The 17,655-nt window shown below is 59.8% G+C and carries 14 protein-coding genes; 7 read left to right on the top strand and 7 right to left on the bottom strand.

Going from position 1 to position 17,655, the window contains the following annotated elements; genetic code table 11:
• Positions 1–45: 45 nt before the first annotated feature.
• From ACNY69_RS01890 to ACNY69_RS01900, 3 genes are read right to left on the bottom strand one after another with little or no spacing between them, the layout of a single operon-like run.
• Positions 46–1,011: a lysylphosphatidylglycerol synthase domain-containing protein gene (locus ACNY69_RS01890; RefSeq protein ID WP_111139832.1), complete on the bottom strand. Its 966-nt coding sequence runs from the start codon at positions 1,009–1,011 to the stop codon at positions 46–48.
• The gene (gene clsB / locus ACNY69_RS01895) at positions 1,011–2,255 is read right to left on the bottom strand and encodes a cardiolipin synthase ClsB (RefSeq protein WP_418797210.1); all 1,245 of its coding nucleotides are present in this window, start codon (positions 2,253–2,255) and stop codon (positions 1,011–1,013) included. The genes ACNY69_RS01890 and clsB overlap by 1 nt, the downstream gene beginning before the upstream one ends.
• Entirely contained in the window at positions 2,252–3,013 is a 762-nt protein-coding gene (locus tag ACNY69_RS01900; protein ID WP_418797211.1) for an endonuclease/exonuclease/phosphatase family protein, read from the bottom strand. The genes clsB and ACNY69_RS01900 overlap by 4 nt, the downstream gene beginning before the upstream one ends.
• A gap of 179 nt (positions 3,014–3,192) precedes the next feature.
• Between ACNY69_RS01900 and ACNY69_RS01905 the strand changes: the two genes are divergently transcribed.
• From ACNY69_RS01905 to ACNY69_RS01920, 4 genes are all read left to right on the top strand, one after another.
• Entirely contained in the window at positions 3,193–3,585 is a 393-nt protein-coding gene (locus ACNY69_RS01905; protein ID WP_111139835.1) for a YbhQ family protein, read from the top strand.
• Between the two features lie 215 nt (positions 3,586–3,800).
• A complete protein-coding gene (gene rhlE, locus ACNY69_RS01910; protein WP_111139836.1) occupies positions 3,801–5,162 on the top strand; it encodes an ATP-dependent RNA helicase RhlE in 1,362 nt (453 codons plus the stop codon).
• A gap of 2 nt (positions 5,163–5,164) precedes the next feature.
• Positions 5,165–6,115, top strand: coding sequence for a tRNA dihydrouridine(16) synthase DusC (dusC, locus tag ACNY69_RS01915; RefSeq protein WP_418797212.1), 951 nt, complete (start codon positions 5,165–5,167; stop codon positions 6,113–6,115).
• 71 nt (positions 6,116–6,186) lie between these two features.
• Positions 6,187–7,377: an MFS transporter gene (locus ACNY69_RS01920; protein ID WP_418797213.1), complete on the top strand. Its 1,191-nt coding sequence runs from the start codon at positions 6,187–6,189 to the stop codon at positions 7,375–7,377.
• Positions 7,378–7,396: 19 nt separating this feature from the next.
• Here ACNY69_RS01920 and ACNY69_RS01925 read toward each other — a convergent pair whose 3' ends face one another.
• The 4 genes from ACNY69_RS01925 to ACNY69_RS01940 all read right to left on the bottom strand — a co-directional run bounded on the left by ACNY69_RS01925 (position 7,397) and on the right by ACNY69_RS01940 (position 13,080).
• Complete coding sequence (locus ACNY69_RS01925) at positions 7,397–8,998, bottom strand: inorganic phosphate transporter (RefSeq protein WP_418797214.1); 1,602 nt, start codon at positions 8,996–8,998, stop codon at positions 7,397–7,399.
• 174 nt (positions 8,999–9,172) lie between these two features.
• On the bottom strand, positions 9,173–10,291 hold the full coding sequence (locus ACNY69_RS01930) for a L,D-transpeptidase family protein (RefSeq protein ID WP_111139842.1): 1,119 nt from the start codon (positions 10,289–10,291) through the stop codon (positions 9,173–9,175).
• 216 nt (positions 10,292–10,507) lie between these two features.
• The gene (locus ACNY69_RS01935; RefSeq protein ID WP_418797215.1) at positions 10,508–12,322 is read right to left on the bottom strand and encodes a glycoside hydrolase family 15 protein; all 1,815 of its coding nucleotides are present in this window, start codon (positions 12,320–12,322) and stop codon (positions 10,508–10,510) included.
• Between the two features lie 179 nt (positions 12,323–12,501).
• Positions 12,502–13,080 carry a DedA family protein gene (locus ACNY69_RS01940; protein ID WP_111139844.1) on the bottom strand — a complete coding sequence of 193 codons (579 nt, stop codon included), beginning with the start codon at positions 13,078–13,080 and terminating at the stop codon, positions 12,502–12,504.
• A 203-nt stretch (positions 13,081–13,283) separates the two neighbouring features.
• Between ACNY69_RS01940 and ACNY69_RS01945 the strand changes: the two genes are divergently transcribed.
• The 3 genes from ACNY69_RS01945 to ACNY69_RS01955 all read left to right on the top strand — a co-directional run bounded on the left by ACNY69_RS01945 (position 13,284) and on the right by ACNY69_RS01955 (position 17,655).
• A complete protein-coding gene (locus ACNY69_RS01945) occupies positions 13,284–13,871 on the top strand; it encodes a Yip1 family protein (RefSeq protein ID WP_111139845.1) in 588 nt (195 codons plus the stop codon).
• A gap of 178 nt (positions 13,872–14,049) precedes the next feature.
• On the top strand, positions 14,050–14,958 hold the full coding sequence (gene pbpG, locus ACNY69_RS01950; RefSeq protein ID WP_418797216.1) for a D-alanyl-D-alanine endopeptidase: 909 nt from the start codon (positions 14,050–14,052) through the stop codon (positions 14,956–14,958).
• A 261-nt stretch (positions 14,959–15,219) separates the two neighbouring features.
• Positions 15,220–17,655, top strand: coding sequence for a DUF3772 domain-containing protein (locus tag ACNY69_RS01955; protein WP_111139847.1), 2,436 nt, complete (start codon positions 15,220–15,222; stop codon positions 17,653–17,655).

Raw genomic sequence — 17,655 nt, forward strand, 5'->3', positions numbered from 1 at the left:
GATAATGCACAAAAGGAGGCGCAGCGGCTGCGCCTCCTTTTTTTATTACGACTTCTGCAGCTTCTGCTCGTTCTTCTGACGCAGATGTTTTGCCCGACTCTCCAGCCCCAGATAGAGCACCAGCGCCAGCAGCAGCGGCAGAATAAAGTAGAGCACGCGATAGGCCAGCAGCGCCGCAATAATGGTGCCGTGCGAGGCGTGCTGACCGCTGAGCAGGGCGAGGAAGACCGCTTCCAGTACGCCGATGCCGGCCGGAATATGAATGATCACCCCCGCAATACTGCTGATCAGCAGCACGCCCAGCACCATCGGATACCCGACGTCACGCCCCAGCAGCAGCCAGATAATCGCGCCCATCACCATCCAGTTGGCACAGGAGACGGCGAACTGCAGCAGCGCCATGCGCAGCGAGGGCAGCTGCAGCGTCTGGCCTTTTATCGTCCAGCGGCGCTGCTTCGAGAAGGCGCAGGCCCAGAGATAGACCGCCACCAGCACCAGCAGGATGACGCCGATAAGACGCAGCGTGGTTTCGCCGATGAACCAGCCGCCGGGGATCGACACCATACCCGCGCTGAACACCACGCCCGCCAGCAGAATATAGCCGAGCCAGTTAGTGGCGATACTCAGGGAGAAGATGCGGGTGATGGTGCCGCTGTCGAGCCCCAGCCGGGAGTAGAGCCGGTAGCGCATGGCGACGCCGCCCACCCAGGTACTCAGCGTCAGGTTAAAGGCGTAACAGATAAACGACACCAGCATCACCTGTCGCTTCGCCAGTTTGTGACCGCAGTAGGCGCGGCCAATCAGGTCATAGCAGCCATAAACCAGGTAACTCAGCACTACCAGTCCGGCGGCTGTCAGTACCACAAAGCGGTTGTAGTTTACGATGACGTCATAAACATCTTCCCAGTTCACTTTGCGGGCGTAGACCACCAGCAGTACCACGACCGCGATGAAGAACAGCACGGTGAGGATTTTTTTGGCGAGTTGCCAGCGTGGATGTTTTTTTGCCATCAGGATTTCGCTCCCGGGTTGTCAGCTTCAATGCGATCCTGAGTTTCTATTTCAGGCTGAACCGGCGCGGCGACCTGCGCCAGACGCGGGGTATGCGCAGGCAGCCAGCCCGCGATGGCCGGGAAATGACGCAGAAAGTGGAACACCACCACGCTTTTACTCAGTTGCCACCAGTTACGTGGCGGCAGGCGATCTTCCTGCACACGCTGACAGTCGTGGGTTATCAGCGCATCCAGATTGTCACGCAGCGTCTGGTTAAAGAGGCGATCGTGGATGATCAGGTTAGCCTCCAGGTTCAGCGACAGGCTGAGCGGATCGAGGTTGCTGGAGCCAACGGTGGCCCAGTGATCGTCGCAGACCGCCACTTTGCCGTGCAGCGGACGACGGATATATTCATAGACCTCCACGCCGCCATCCACCAGATAGTTGTAGAGCAGTTCTGCGCCCACCTTTACAATCGGCATATCCGGCTCGCCCTGAACGATCAGCTTCACGCGGACGCCGCGCTGCGCGGCATTGCGCATCTCCCTCAGCAGCCGGTAGCCGGGGAAAAAGTAGGCGTTGGCGATAATCACCTCCCGTTTCGCCTTGCGCAGCATCTCCATGTAATGCTTTTCGATGTCATCGCGATGCTCGTCGTTGTCGCGATAGACGTAGAGCACCTGCGCATCGCCGGGTGTGGCGTTCACCGCCGGACGATGAGAGCGCCCGCCCCACCAGCGGCGGGTAGGCTGTTCGCTGCCGATCGCCTGCTGCAGATAGCGGGCGATATCGCCCACCACCGGTCCTTTGACCTGCACCGCGTAATCCTGCTTCGCCTCCGGGCCATAATCGGTGTTGTGCTCGGCGGAGAAGTTGATGCCGCCGACAAAGGCCACCACGTCATCCACCACCACGGTTTTGCGGTGCAGACGGCGAAACACGTTGGTGCGCATCCCCATCACCAGCGGACGTGGATCGTAATAGATAAAGCGCACGCCCACGCTGGTCAGGCTGTTCACGAACTGATCGGAGAGCTCGGCGGAGCCGTAACCGTCGACCATCACCTCGACCCGGACACCCCGCTGGGCCGCCGCCAGCAGTTCACGGTGCAGGGCGTTGCCCACCTCATCCTCGAACAGGATAAAGGTTTCGATGAGCACCGTACGCTCCGCCCGCTGGATCGCACCAAAGACCCGTGGGAAAAACGCTTCGCCATTCTCCAGCAACAGCAGCCGGTTGCCGTCCTGCCAGTTAAAATTCATAGGTGAATCTCCACCGCCAGCGGCGCGTGATCGGAAAGGTGTGACCAGGGTTTACGCGGCAGCGCCCACGGATGACTGACGGTGGCGTTGCGGACATAGATGCGGTCGAGCCGCAGGATAGGGAAGCGTGCCGGGAAGGTGCGCGCCGGGCGTCCGGTCTTCATGCTGAATACCTCTTTCAGGCCTGCGCCCTGTTTTAAAATGGCGTTAGCACGTCGCTGCCAGTCGTTGAAATCGCCCGCCACAACGACCGGGGCATCGGGCGGCAGAGAGGTCACCATTTCACAGATTTTTTTCATCTGCGCGTGACGATGGGCCTCCTTCAGACCCAGATGCACGCAGATAACGTGCAGCGTGCCGTGCGGCTCGGGCAGGGCGATCTGACAGTGCAGCATGCCGCGATTCTCGCTGCCCGCGACCGAAATATCGCGGTTCTCATACTCAGTAATCGGGAAGCGCGACAGCACCGCATTGCCGTGATGGCCCTCGGGATAGACGGCATTGCGCCCGTAGGCATAGTCGTTCCACATGGTGTCAGCCAGAAACTCGTAATGGGAGGAGGCGGGCCACGCTTCATGATTAAGCGAATGAATAGCGTGGGTGCCCATCACCTCCTGCAGAAAGACCACATCCGCCGCCGTGGCGCGAACGGCTTCGCGTAATTCCGGCAGGATGAAGCGGCGATTAAAAGGGGTGAAACCCTTGTGTGTATTGATCGTCAGGACTTTTATTGAAAATCCTTGCTGGTTTTGTGGCATACTCGCGACGCGCTCCTTTTCATCATCAACAGAAACAAAGTGTAGTCTTTGTCACAAATGGAGGGGGAAGGCGCGCGATATTTAGGGCGTTATCCGAAAATTGTTTTACATTGAGGAAACCGTTTCCGGCTTGTGCCGGTAGCACTTGGGCGACCTGTTGGGTCTGCCAGGAGAAATGAATGAAATGGTCTAATCGTATTCAAATCATTACGGGTCAGACGTTGATGCATATCGTGATGCATCTGCTGGTCGTCGCGGCACTCATCTGGGGCTGGCAGCATAAAGCGCTGGTGGATGTCTGCAGTGTGCTGGTGGCGATGTATGCAGTGGTGTTTGTTGCCATGCTGGTAACACAGCGCATCGCACGTTTACGGACGCTGGGTGATTATTTTGAAGAAGCGACCACCACTTACTACTTTGGCGCCGCCATGATGACACTGTTTCTGGTGTCGCGGATCTACCACAACAACCTGCTGCTGGCGTCTCTCGGGGTGGTGATGTTGCTGGGCCCGGCGCTGGTCTCGCTGCTGGCGAAAGAGCCGGCGCGGCGAATCGAAAACAAACGTAGCTAAGCTGAAGGCCACCGCGAGGTGGCCTTCCTGTTTTCAGCGCCTTAAGTTGTCAGTAAATGTGAGCTATCTCGCACACTTCATTTAAAGCTGCTACACTCGGCCGCTTACGCATCGTAGTTTGTGCCCTTTTCACGCGTCAGCCCCAGCTGCCGTCACTATCCCTCTGAAAACTACACCGTGAATCACGGTCAGAGCGGACCGGAGTAAACCACGTAATGTCTTTTGACTCTCTCGGCCTGAGTGCCGATATTTTGCGCGCGGTTGCCGAACAAGGCTACAGCGAACCGACACCTATCCAGCGCCAGGCGATTCCTGTGGTGCTGGCTGGCCGCGATCTGCTGGCGAGTGCCCAGACCGGCACCGGTAAAACAGCCGGTTTTACCTTACCCCTTTTACAGAAACTCTCTGCCAGCGCGAAACCCGTGCGCGGCCGTCGTCCGGTGCGTGCCCTGATCCTGACCCCGACCCGTGAGCTGGCCGCGCAGGTTGGCGAAAACGTCAGCGATTACAGCAAATACCTCACACTGCGCTCAATGGTGGTGTTTGGCGGCGTCAGCATCAACCCGCAGATGGTAAAACTGCGCGGCGGCGTTGATGTGCTGGTGGCGACCCCAGGCCGTCTGCTGGATCTGGCCCACCAGAATGCGGTTGACCTGTCGCAGGTCGAAGTGCTGGTGCTGGATGAAGCGGACCGGATGCTCGATATGGGCTTCATCCACGACATCCGCCGCGTGCTGGCGCGCCTGCCAGCCAAACGTCAGAACCTGCTGTTCTCTGCTACCTTCTCCGACGAGATCAAAGGTCTGGCGGAAAAACTGCTGACTAACCCGGAGATGGTGGAAGTGGCTCGTCGCAACACCGCCTCTGAGCAGGTGGCCCAGCAGGTACACTTCGTGGATAAGAAGCGTAAGCGGGAACTGCTGTCGCAACTGATTGGCGAAGGCAACTGGCAGCAGGTACTGGTCTTTACCCGTACCAAACATGGCGCTAACCACCTTGCCGAGCAGCTGGGCAAAGATGGTATTACCGCCGCCGCCATCCACGGCAACAAAAGCCAGGGTGCCCGTACCCGCGCGCTGGCCGACTTTAAGTCAGGCGCCATTCGCGTCCTGGTCGCCACCGATATCGCCGCGCGCGGCCTGGATATCGAAGAGCTGCCGCACGTCGTGAACTACGAGCTGCCGAACGTGGCCGAAGATTACGTTCACCGTATTGGCCGTACCGGCCGTGCGGCGGCCACCGGTTCAGCACTGTCGCTGGTCTGCGTGGATGAGCACAAACTGCTGCGTGATATCGAGCGTCTGCTGAAGCGCGAGATCCCACGCCTGGCGATTGCCGGTTTTGAGCCGGATCCGAGCATTAAAGCGGAACCGATCATCAACGGCCGTCAGCAGCAGTCACGCGGTGGTGCAGGCGGCGGCCGGGGTCGCGGCCAGGGCGGGCAGGGGGCAGGCGCACCACGCTCATCCGGCGAACGCCGCCCACAGGCGCGTCGTCAGGGTCAGCCTGCTCCGCAGGGCGATAAGCCCGCGTCCCGTCCGCGTCGTCCCGCTCCGAAGCGCACCGGGAACGTCTGATAATGCGGGTTTTACTGGCTCCGATGGAGGGCGTACTGGATTCACTGGTACGCCAGCTGTTGTCGGAAGTGAATGACTACGATCTCTGTATCACAGAGTTTCTGCGCGTGGTCGATCAGCTGCTGCCGGTAAAATCCTTTTATCGCCTCTGCCCCGAACTGCATCACGCCAGCCGCACGCCCTCCGGCACGCGGGTGCGTATGCAGTTACTGGGGCAGCATCCCGACTGGCTGGCCGAGAACGCCGCACGCGCGGTGGCGCTGGGCTCCTGGGGTGTCGACCTCAACTGCGGCTGTCCCTCTAAGCTGGTCAACGGCAGCGGAGGCGGCGCAACGCTGCTGAAAGATCCCGATCTGATTTATCGCGGCGCGAAAGCGATGCGCGAAGCGGTGCCTGCGGATTTGCCGGTGACGGTAAAAGTGCGGCTCGGCTGGGACTCCAGCGCCCGCAGTCTGGAGATTGCCGATGCGGTTCAGCAGGCCGGTGCCAGCGAACTGACGGTACACGGACGAACCAAAGAAGAGGGCTATCGCGCAGAGGCGATCAACTGGCAGGCGATTGGCGAAATTCGTCAGCGGCTGCGGATTCCGGTGATTGCCAACGGCGAGATATGGGACTGGCAAAGCGCGCAAAACTGTATGGCGGTGACCGGCTGCGATGCGGTGATGATTGGCCGTGGCGCACTGAACATCCCGAACCTGAGCCGGGTGGTGAAATATAACGAACCGCCGATGGCCTGGCCTGACGTGGTGCGTCTGTTGCAGAAATACAGCCGCCTGGAGAAGCAGGGCGACACCGGCCTCTATCATGTGGCACGCATCAAGCAGTGGCTTGGCTATCTGCGCAAAGCTTATGGCGAAGCAGACGGCTTATTCAGTGAAATCCGGGCGTTAAAGAACTCGGGCGACATCGCGCAGGCGATCGATCGTCACGCGAACGTTCACGGTTTGTGAAAAAAAATCTGGCGACCCACCGATCGCCTGACGGTATAGTGGGCCAAACTTCCTGACCCTCCAGGGCTGCTATGTCTGACACTGCCGGGTTGAGCAACAGCCAGCTCAACAAACGTATCCTTTCTGTCATCATCTTCACCTTCTTCTGTTATCTCTCTGTAGGGCTGCCGCTGGCGGTGCTGCCGGGCTTCGTTAAAAATCACCTGGGCTTCAGCTCTTTCATCGCCGGGCTGATTATCAGCATTCAGTATTTTGCCACGCTGCTCAGTCGTCCTCAGTCGGGTCGCCTGGCCGATCGCCTGGGGCCGAAGCGGGTGGTGATGCTGGGGCTGCTCTGCTGCGGTATGAGCGGGGTGCTGACCATTCTGGCCGCGCTGATGAGCAGCTGGCCGTGGCTGAGTCTGGCGCTGCTGGCCATTGGCCGGCTGTTTCTCGGGGTGGGGGAGAGCTTCAGCAGCACCGGCTCCACGCTGTGGGGGATGAATATTGTCGGGCCGCTGCAGACGGCGCGCGTCATCTCCTGGAATGGTGTCGCAACCTATCTGGCGATGGCCGTGGGCGCGCCGCTGGGCGTGCTGCTGAACAGCGCCGCAGGCATGAGCGGGTTTGCCGGGCTGATTGCGCTGATGGGGCTGGGCGGCTATCTGATGGCCAGCCGCAAACCGGCAGTCACGGTCAGCGTCGGTGAGCGCATCCCGTTTCATCGCGTCTTCTCCCGCGTCTGGCTTTATGGCCTGGCGCTGGGGTTTGGCACGATTGGCTTTGGCGTGATCGCGACCTTTATTACGCTCTATTTCGCCAGTCGCGGCTGGCAGGGGGCCGCCTATGCGCTGACGCTCTTCAGTCTGGGCTTTGTGCTGGTGCGACTGGGGTTTGGTCGCTTTATCATCCGCTTTGGTGGCCTGCGCGTTTCGCTCTGCTCTTTCCTGCTGGAGGCGCTGGGGCTGATGCTGATCTGGCAGGCGGACAGCGTCTGGCTGGTGGGCGCAGGCGCGTTTCTCACCGGTAGCGGGTTTTCGCTTGTCTTTCCTGCGCTGGGCGTGGAGGCGGTTAAGCGGGTCGAACGGCAGGACCAGGGCTCGGCGCTGGGCACCTATTCCGCCTTTCTCGATCTGGGTCTGGGATTAACCGGCCCGGTGGCGGGCGTGCTGATCGGGCACTGGGGGATGCAGTCGGTCTATCTGGCCGCCGCCATGATGGTGCTGGGCGCGCTGCTGATCACGCTGCGGCTCTGGCAGCAGCAGCGGCTCGCCGCCGGCTGAGCGGCGAGCCAGCGGCCGGTCAGAAATGGGTAAAGAGCCAGTAGAGCAGGGCGGAGAGCAGCACAGATACCGGCAGCGTTAAGACCCAGGCGACGGCCAGGTTACGCAGCGTCGAAAACTGCAGGCCGGAGCGGTTCGCCGCCATCGTTCCCGCCACGCCGGATGAGAGCACATGGGTGGTGGAGACTGGCAGGCCAAAGCCATCGGCTGCACCAATGGTAGCCATCGCCACCAGCTCGGCGCTGGCACCCTGGGCATAGCTCAGATGCGTTTTCCCGATCCGTTCTCCCACCGTCACTACAATCCGGCGCCAGCCCACCATTGTTCCCAGCCCCAGCGCAATCGCCACCACCACTTTCACCCACATCGGGATAAAGCGGGTGGCGCTGTCGAGTTCCGTTTTCACCGCTTTGAGGTTCCGCGCCGTCTCCGGCGGCAGAGCCACCTTCGCCGTCTGCAGATGTTTGATCGACTCTGAGGCGAGATACATCTGGTTGCGGGTGTTGGTCACCGCCTGCGCCGGAATATTGTCCATAGAGCCGTAGCGACGGATCTGATCGCCCACCTCGCTGAGCGTCTCCGCCAGCGCCGGTAGCACGCTGGCATTCATCCGGTTACTGCCGACAAAACCGGTCAGCACGTCACGGGCCACCGGCGACGGCGTGGCAGCCGGTTGCAGCTGCAGCAGCTGGTGGGCCGTTACTTCCGTCAGCGCGGCCACGCGCGGGATCTGATCGGCGGGCAGCGATCGGTTCAGGGCGTAGGCGATCGGCATGGTGCCGACCAGGATCAGCATAATCAGCCCCATCCCTTTCTGCCCGTCGTTGGAGCCGTGCGCAAATGAGACCCCGGTACAGGTCAGGATCAGCAGCCCGCGGATCCAGACCGGCGGTGGCTGATCGCTTTCCGGTGCCTGATAGAGCTGGCGATTGCGGATAAAGAGCTTCATGACCCAGAGCAGCAGTCCGGCGCAGACAAAACCGACCACCGGCGACAGTAGCAGCGCATAGCCGACCTTGAGGGCCTGATCCCAGTCCACACCGCTCACTCCGCTGCGCCCGTGCAGCATCGCGTTGGCGACGCCGACGCCGATAATTGAGCCAATCAGCGTATGGGAGGAGGAGGAGGGCAGGCCGAAATACCAGGTGCCGAGGTTCCAGATAATGGCGGAAAAGAGCAAGGCATAGACCATCGCGAAGCCATTGCCGCTGCTGGCCTGCAGGATCAGCTCAACCGGCAGCAGCGAGATGATGCCGAACGCCACCACGCCGCTGGAGAGCAGTACCCCCATAAAGTTACAGAAGCCGGACCAGATCACCGCCGCGCCCGGCGTCAGCGAATGGGTGTAGATCACCGTGGCGACCGCGTTAGCGGTGTCGTGAAAACCGTTGACGAACTCGAAGCCGAGCGCAATCAGCAGCGCCAGCCCCAGCAGAAAAAAGGGCAGGTAGCTGGTCACCGGCATATTGGTCTCTTCCACGTCATTGACCAGGTTCAGTCCGGCAAAGGCCAGTCCGGCGATCAGCAGAAGGAAAAACAGCGGTTTGCTGAAGCGGCTGTTTTTGCCGCTGAAGTCGGGGCGGCCGCGGGCGGATGAGGAGGAGAGACTGTTTTCGCTCATGGTGTACCTCAGGTCACTGATGCCGGATGCCGATTGCACCCGATCAAAGCAGTGTGATACGCGCTTTATATGACAGAAAAATGATGGGCGGGCGGAGAAAATACGCAGAAATTGCCTTAATTCAGGCAAAAAAAAGCCAGCGACGGGCGCTGGCTTCCGGAGGCAGAGAGGCTATTACGAGTTGCTGTTCGCCGGGGTTGCCGGTGCGGCCTGGGTGACCGGTGCCGCCGGTGCCGCGGTGTCGGCTGGCTGCTGCGGCTGGGCCGCATCGCTGTTCGCACCCTGTGGTGTCACCGGGGTCATCGGCTCTTCCTGTGGCTGCGCCTGTGAGTTTTCCGGTACCTGAACCGGCGCGGTCTGGATGTTGTTTTCCACACCGTTCACTTTCACTGGCATACCGGTACGGCTCTGAATCGCGCCATTGACCTGATCCTGGTTGACGCTGGCATCAACCAGCACTTTGCTCACGGCCTGGGTCAGCGTAATCGGCACCAGCTCACGGGAGTTAAACTGCTCTTCGGTGGTCGACAGCGGGTTGTGCACTTCGAGATAACGCGAACCGTCTGGCTCTACGGTCGCTTTCACCGGCTGGTCGACGAACTGAACGCGCGTGCCAACCGGCACGTTCTGGAACAGCCATTTGATGTCGTCGGCGCGCAGACGCACACAGCCGTGGCTGACGCGCAGGCCGATACCGAAGTTGGCGTTGGTGCCGTGAATCGCATAGAGGCGGCCGATGTAGAGGGCGTAGAGGCCCATCGGGTTATCCGGGCCGGCCGGGAAGACCGCTGGCAGCGTTTCACCGCGTGCCGCGTAGTCCGCATGCATGCCTTTGGTTGGTGTCCAGGTCGGGCCATCTTTCTTGCGTTCTACGGTAGTGGTCCAGTTGATCGGGGTATCTTTACCCAGCTCACCGATACCAATCGGCAGGACCACAACGGTTTTGCTGCCTTTCGGATAGTAATAAAGACGCATCTCCGCGCTGTTAATCACGATGCCTTCGCGCGGTGCGTCGGGCAGGATCAGCTGCTGTGGGATGATCATTTTACTGCCAGCCTTAGGCAGATAAACGTCAACGCCCGGATTGGCTTCCAGCATGTTGCTGAGGCCCATCTGGTATTGCGCCGCAAAAGCTTCCAGCGGCAGCTTGCTGTCTTCAGGGACAGTAATTTCAATATTTTCCCCGATCAGACGGCTGTTGGCCGGCGGTAACGGGTAAACCACAGCAAAGGCGGACTGGCTGAACGCCGCCAGAGCCAGTGCGATTGAAGCGAAAGCGCGAATGATTTTCATATTTTACAATTCTTTATCGCCATATTTCAGGCTGTTCAGTGTGTCGAATCTATGCCGGCCAATGTGACCTGCTGCGCATTATATGTTCATTAATCTGACGTTGTGAATCGGGATTTTAACCTGCCTGCAATACTTTACGTAAATTCACGGCGGATGTTAGCCCATTTCCGGAAAACCGGACGCATAAAATGGGGCTTTCCGGCGTGGCCGGGGGGGCTAAGGTTGCCACTGCGTCTGTTCACCGCTGAGTTTCCGGTTCAGGAAAAAGGCGGCACTGATCAGCGCCAGATGGGTCAGCGCCTGCGGGGTATTTCCCAGCGCATGACCGTGACTGTCGAACTCCTCTGCGTAAAGGCCCAGCGGATTGGCGTAACTCAGCAGTTTCTCAAATTCGAAATGCGCCTCCTGCACCCGGCCCGCGCGCGCCAGGCACTCGACATACCAGAAGGAGCAGGCACCAAAGGAGCCTTCGGTGCCATTCAGGCCATCGGCGGGCGTCTCATGGATATTGTAGCGTCGCACCATGCCGTCGCTGACCAGCTGGGTTTTGATCGCATCCAGGGTAGCAATCCAGTCCGGATCGGTGGCGCCGACGAAGCGCACCAGCGGCATCAGCAGCATCGAGGCGTCGAGGTAGTCCCCGTGCCGGGTCGAAACGAAGTGGCCGCGTTCGGCGTTCCAGAAGTTCGCCCAGATATCTTCCCGGATCGCCCGGCGGGCCCGATCCCAGCGCTCATAAGGCATCGGCAGCGATCGCTTCATGCCCAGGCGCAGCGCGCGGTCCATCGCCACCCAGCACATCAGGCGTGAATGAAGGAAATGCTGCGGCTCGCCGCGCATCTCCCAGATCCCGGCATCGGGCTGATCCCAGTTTTCGCTCAGCCAGTCGATCATGCTAACGACATACTCCCAGCCGCGCTGGGAGATCGCCTCGCCATATTTGTTCGCCAGATAGACCGCATCCATCAGCTCGCCATAGATATCCAGCTGGGTCTGCTGCCAGGCGTCATTGCCGATGCGCACCGGCCGTGAGTCGGCATAGCCAGAGAGATTGAGCAGCTCCATCTCATGCAGCTCCGTGCCGCTGTCCAGCCGGTACATCACCTGCAGACGCATCTCATCATGATGGCTGTTAGCGACGCAACGGCCCACCCATTCGGTAAAATGTTTGGCTTCATCGACGTAGCCCAGACGCATCAGGGCATACATGCTGAAGGAGGCGTCACGGATCCAGGAGGCGCGATAGTCCCAGTTGCGCTCACCGCCCAGCTCCTCCGGCAGGCCAAAGGTCGCCGCGGCTGCAATAGAGCCATGCTGATGTGAGGTCAGGAGTTTCAGCACCAGCGCCGAACGCTGCACCATCTCGCGCCAGCGGCCCTGATAAGTACTCTGTCCGCTCCAGTGTCGCCAGTATCTGAGCGTCTCTTCAAAGCAGTGTTCGGTGGCCAGCGCCTCGATATGCGCATCGTCCACGCTGCCAAATTCAAACTGCGCATGTTCACCCGCCTGCAGCGTGAACAGGGCTGACGCGCCATCCTCCTCCAGCGTCATCACCACGCTGGCCGCCAGCCGCAGCGACGGCTGCCCCTCGGCGTGAAAATCGATACAGCCGTTGTGCGCTTCCGCCCGTGTCTCTGCGCGGGCGTAGTCGTGGCGGGGAGAACAGCGCAGGCGAAAGGTTGCACTGCCGCGAACCATCTTCACCCGGCGGATGAGGCGCGGCAGCTTACTCCTGTCATCGCAAATCGGCATGTAATCGGTGATCTCAGCCACGCCTTTTTCATCAAGCCAGCGGGTCTGCAGAATATTGGTATCGGGCAGGTAGAGCTGCTGGCGCCGCGCATCGGGCCAGTCGGGTGCCAGGGAGAAAAGTCCGGCATCCTCGCCGTCGAGCAGCGCAGCGAAGACCGAGGGGCTGTCCAGTTCCGGCCAGCAGAGGTAATCAATGGTGCCATCACTGGCAACCAGCGCACAGGTGCGCAGATCGCCGATTACACCGTGCTCTTCAATCTTACGTTTTACCTTACTCATCCTAATCTCCCTGTCAGTGTCCCTTTAACTATAGCCGAGGCCGTCGATGCGGCTTCGTTTGCGCACAGAGGGTTAACGCCGGGGGCTGCAAAGGAAGAGGGGAAAGCAGGCCGGACGCCTGAAACGTCCGGCCCTGTGGCGGATTCTGCAGGAATGAGGAGGGAAGGCCGCAGCCGCGGTTACTGGTCGGCGCGACGGGTATGCCAGCGGCGGATCACCCAGCGCAAGACAAAGGCAAACACCACCGCCGCAATCAGCCAGAGCAGATGCTTGAAGTGCTGGTCGAGCTTGTGCAGCCACGGCGCGATAATGCCGCCCGCGAAATAGCCCAGCGTCACGAAGATCAGCGCCCAGATTGCCGCACCGATGACGTTAAGAATAAAAAACTTCATCGGGTTGAGGCGGCTGGCGCCGATAATGACCGGTCCAATCAGCCGGAAGCCATACATAAAGCGCACGCCAATCACAAACAGGCTGGGGCGGCGTTTAATCAGGCGGTTAGCTTTCACCACTTTATCCTGATGCTTTTTAAACCGGCGCAGGATCCGGGTGCCCCAGCGACGGCCGATCCAGTAGAGCAGCTGATCGCCGATGATTCCGCCGCCCATCGCCGCCAGCACGACGCCCGTGTAGTGCAGTAATCCCTCGTGCGCGGCAACGCCGCCCAGCAGGGTGAATGTCTCCCCCTCGGCGATACAGCCAATCAAAAGTGCCAGATAACCGTACTGCGTAATTAATGCGTTGATGTCCAGATGCAAAATGACACTCCCTGTTCAGTGGCTGTTTGTTCAAGTCTATACGCGATTTCGTTTCGCTTCCGCCCGCACCCACGGCTGCGTTTATTTATGCTGTTTTTTTGTCCGGTCGCCACGAAAATTTTGCTGCCGATTATACTTGAGAAGACGCTGCCCTTAAGACGCATGCTTCATCGGGCGGCCCACTGCATCAGAGGAGTGACTGTATGAACCATGTCTGGGGACTTCTGGCGCATCCGAACCTGGAAATGCGTCATATCAAGCAAGAGAACGAAAGCGTTTCGCATCACTACACCCACCATGTCCTGCTGATGGCGGCGATCCCGGTGATCTGCGCCTTTATCGGAACCACGCAGCTGGGCTGGAATCTGGGCGATGGGCAATATGTGCAACTGAATCTGGCCACCGGGATCGGGCTGGGCATCCTGTTCTATCTGATTATTCTGGGCGGCGTGGCTGTGATGGGACGCGTGATCCACTGGATGGCACGCGACTATCCGCAGCGGCCTGGCGTGCCGCGCTGTACGGTATTTGCGGGCTATGTGGCCACACCGCTGTTTCTCAGCGGGCTGGTGGCGCTTTATCCGCTGGTCTGGCTCTGTGTGCTGGCGGGTGCACTGGCACTGCTCTACACCGGCTATCTGCTCTATATCGGCATCCCGCTGTTCCTCAATATCGACCGTGAAGAGAGCCTGCGTTTCTCCGGCTCGACGCTGGCGATCGGCGTGCTGGTATTTGAGGTGTTGCTGGCACTGACCGTCGTGCTGTGGGGCTATGGACCGCATCTGTTCTGACCGACCGCTGCCGCCCTCTGGCGGCAGCGTGCTTTTTACGCCCGGAAACAATCTCGCCAGGAAATTTCTTAACCTTAAGCGTATGATACCGCAGCCAGCCCGCGCACTGACGTGACGGGAGCGGGCGGCCTGTGTCGGACTGACACAGTACATAATCATAACCGGGTTTTTTTCTACGATGCCTGCAAAAATTCGTTCCACCCTGCTTTCGCTGGCGCTGCTCGCTTCAGGGCAGATTGTGTCACTTCCGGCGCAGGCGACCACGTCGCTGTCGCAACTTGCGCCTATTGCTCAGCCGCAGATCGCTTCTGGCAGTGCGATGATTGTCGACCTCACCACCAATAAAGTGCTCTTTTCCAGCCACCCGGACCGGGTCAGGCCCATTGCGTCGATCACCAAACTGATGACGGCGATGGTGGTGCTGGATGCGCATCTGCCGATGAATGAGATGTTAACCGTCGATATCAGCCAGACGCCGGAAATGCGGGGCATCTTTTCACGCGTGAAGCTCAACAGCCAGATCAGCCGCCGCAATATGCTGCTGCTGGCGCTGATGTCCTCTGAAAACCGCGCCGCCGCCAGCCTGGCGCACGCCTATCCGGGCGGCTACAACGCCTTTATCCGGGCGATGAACGCTAAGGCACGCGCACTGGGCATGAAGCAGACCCACTATGTCGAACCGACCGGCCTGTCGACGCAGAACGTCTCCAGTGCCCAGGATCTGGTTAAACTGCTCAAGGCGACGCGGGAGTATCCGCTGCTCGGCGCGCTCAGCACCACCAAAGAGGAGACGGCGGTGTTTGCCCATCCGAACTATGCGCTGCCGTTCCGCAACACCAACCATCTGGTCTATAAAAATGACTGGCACATTCAGCTGACCAAGACCGGCTACACCGATCAGGCGGGCCACTGTCTGGTGATGCGCACGATGATCAACAATCGTCCGGTGGCGCTGGTGGTGCTGGACGCGTTTGGCAAATATACCCACTTCGCTGACGCCAGCCGTCTGCGCAGCTGGCTGGAAACCGGCAAAGCGGCACCGGTGCCTGCCGCCGCGCTGGCGTATAAAAAACAGAAGTCGGGCTAGGTGGCCAGCAACGGTGGCGGCACGACTGACGTAGAATAACAGCCGGATTGCGGCGCCACGCGCGCCGCTTTGACTGGCGGCGCTAACCAGCCGCCAGACCCGGCCGGGCCGCAGCCGATGTTCCGCTTCAGGCCGCTGTCCGCCCGGAATGCGCCTGAAAAATACCCGTTATTCCTATATTGCCATCCCTTGTAAAGCCCTAAACTACGCGCGAATGGCGAGGGACGATCGCCTGATTTAAGCTGCCGGAATCTTACTCATATGTTTATACGATCCCTTTTTGCATTGTTGATGCTGGTGCTGGTGGCGTTCACCCCGGCGCTGACGCTGGCCGCGGATGATACGGCCACTGCTGCTCAGGAACAGGATGCTGCGCCGAAGCTGAATGCCGCCGTAGAACTGCCGAAAATGCAGAAAATCCTCGATAAAATCAAAAGCCAGGTGTCGGGTGATGCCGGTGAAAACAAGCTGACTCAGCTGAATGAAATGGCGCTGGAGCTGTCGGGTAATGCTGATACGCTGGGTCAGGCGCTGGTGCCGGATCGGCAGCAGGTGGAGGCGCAATTGCAGGTGCTGGGCCCCGCGCCTAAAGCCGACAGCGGCGTCAAAGAGACGCCGGAAGTGACGCGTAAGCGTAATGCGCTGGAGAGTCAGAAAAGTAAGCTCGACGACCAGATTAAGCAGGCCGAAGGCATCAAAAATGGGGCGCTGACGCTCTCTTCGCAGATTGTCAACCTGCGTCGTGATCAGCTGAAAAGCCAGCTGGCGCTGAACTCCGGTACGATCCTGGGCGCGCGCTTCTGGTCACCGCTGCTCAACAGTCAGGATCTCGACGGCGAAAAAATCGCTGAATTCCTGCAGGAGCTGCAGGACACCGCCGCGCTCTCCTGGGAGCCAGGCTGGCGCGTGGGCAGCGTCATGTGGCTGCTGGCGGCGCTGCTGGTGATGACGGTGGGCCGCCGCTACGGGGAGGAGTTTCTCGCCTGGGTCAGCATTCACAAACTGCCGGAGGGCAAACTGCGCCGCAGCTTCCTGGCGGCCGCGATAGCCCTGACCACGCTGGCGGCGGTGGTGCTGACCTTTAACTTTATCGCGCTGGCCTTTACGCGCCGCGATGAGGTTTCTGAAAACGTGCAGGATTTTGTCGATCGGCTGGTGCAGCTCAGCGTCTTCTGCGGCCTGATCGCCGGACTGGGCCGCGCTTTTCTCTCTACGCGTCGCCCCAGCTGGCGGCTGCCGACCATCTCCAATGAGGTGGCGATGGCGTTAAAGCCCTTTCCACCGATTACCGCCGTGCTGGTCTTTATCTTCCAGACGGTGGAAGCCTTTAACTACAGTGTCGGCACCAGCCTGAACACCACGATTTTTGCCAACGGCCTGACCGCGCTGCTAATTGGCACTACTGCGCTGGCGATCAGTGTGCGGGTTAACCGCGTGCGCCGTCGTATGACGCTGGCGGGCACCCCGCCAGAGGCGCGCTCTACGCTGGTCGGGCTGATTCAGATGGGCCTGACGCTGACGGCAATCGCTATTCTGGTGTCGCTGCTGATCGGCTACGTGACCCTGGCGCGCTTCCTGAGTTACGAGGTGATCTGGTGCGGCCTGCTGTTTGGCTCGTTCTACTTCCTCAGCCACCTGCTGAATGATGGCTGTGAGAGTTTCTTCTCGACCAGTAATGCGACCGGTCGTCGCATTCAGAATTCGCTGAACATCAATGAACGTCACCTTCAGCAGGCGGCGACGCTGCTGACAGCCATCGGGAAAACGTTCCTGGTGCTGGTCGTGGCGCTGGCGCTGGTTAACGGGACCTTTGCCTCCTCCACGCCGATTGAGCTGCTGCAGAAAGTGATTGAATTCTGGGGCGGTAAAGGCCTGGAGTCGATGAATATCGTGCCGGCGCACATGGTCAATGCGCTGATCTGCCTGATCGTCGGCATCTATGTGCTGCGTTCGGTGCGCCGCTGGCTCGATACTGATTTTCTGCCGAAAACCACGATGGATGTGGGTATGCGGGTGTCGCTGGTAACGCTATTCAGCAACATCGGCTATGTACTGATCATCCTGCTGACCCTGTCGATTATGGGACTGCAGTGGAACAAGCTGGCCTGGATCGTCAGTGCATTGTCAGTCGGTATCGGTTTTGGTTTACAGGAGATTGTGAAGAACTTTATCTCGGGGCTGATCCTGTTAACCGAGCGGCCGGTAAAGGTGGGCGATCTGGTCAGCATCAGCGGTATCGAAGGGGATATTCGCCGGATTAACGTGCGCGCCACGGAAATTCAGCTGGGCGATAAATCCACGGTGATCGTGCCGAACTCACAGTTTATTTCGCAGAACGTGCGCAATGCGACGATGGGTAACGCACAGGGGGTGGTAACGATTACGCTGACCTTCCCGCTTAACACCGATCCGGGCAAGGTGCGCGATATTCTGCTGGAAGTGTATAACGAAAACGAACGTATTCTGGAGACGCCGGAACCCTCTGTGTCGTTTAAAGATCTGACACAGCAGGGGATTGTACTGAGCGTCACCGGCAACGTGGCGGGTCAGCGGCAGATCTCCGGTGCCAAAAGCGACCTGCTGTTCGACATTCTGACGCGACTGCGCAAGGAGGGCATCCTGCTCTCGACTCCGCAGACGATGATTATTGAGCGTCGTCAGATGCCGGGTGCGGAACCCGAAGAGAAGCTGGTTTAG

The sequence above is a fragment of the Pantoea graminicola genome (assembly GCF_048452665.1).
Taxonomy (GTDB): Bacteria; Pseudomonadota; Gammaproteobacteria; order Enterobacterales; family Enterobacteriaceae; genus Pantoea.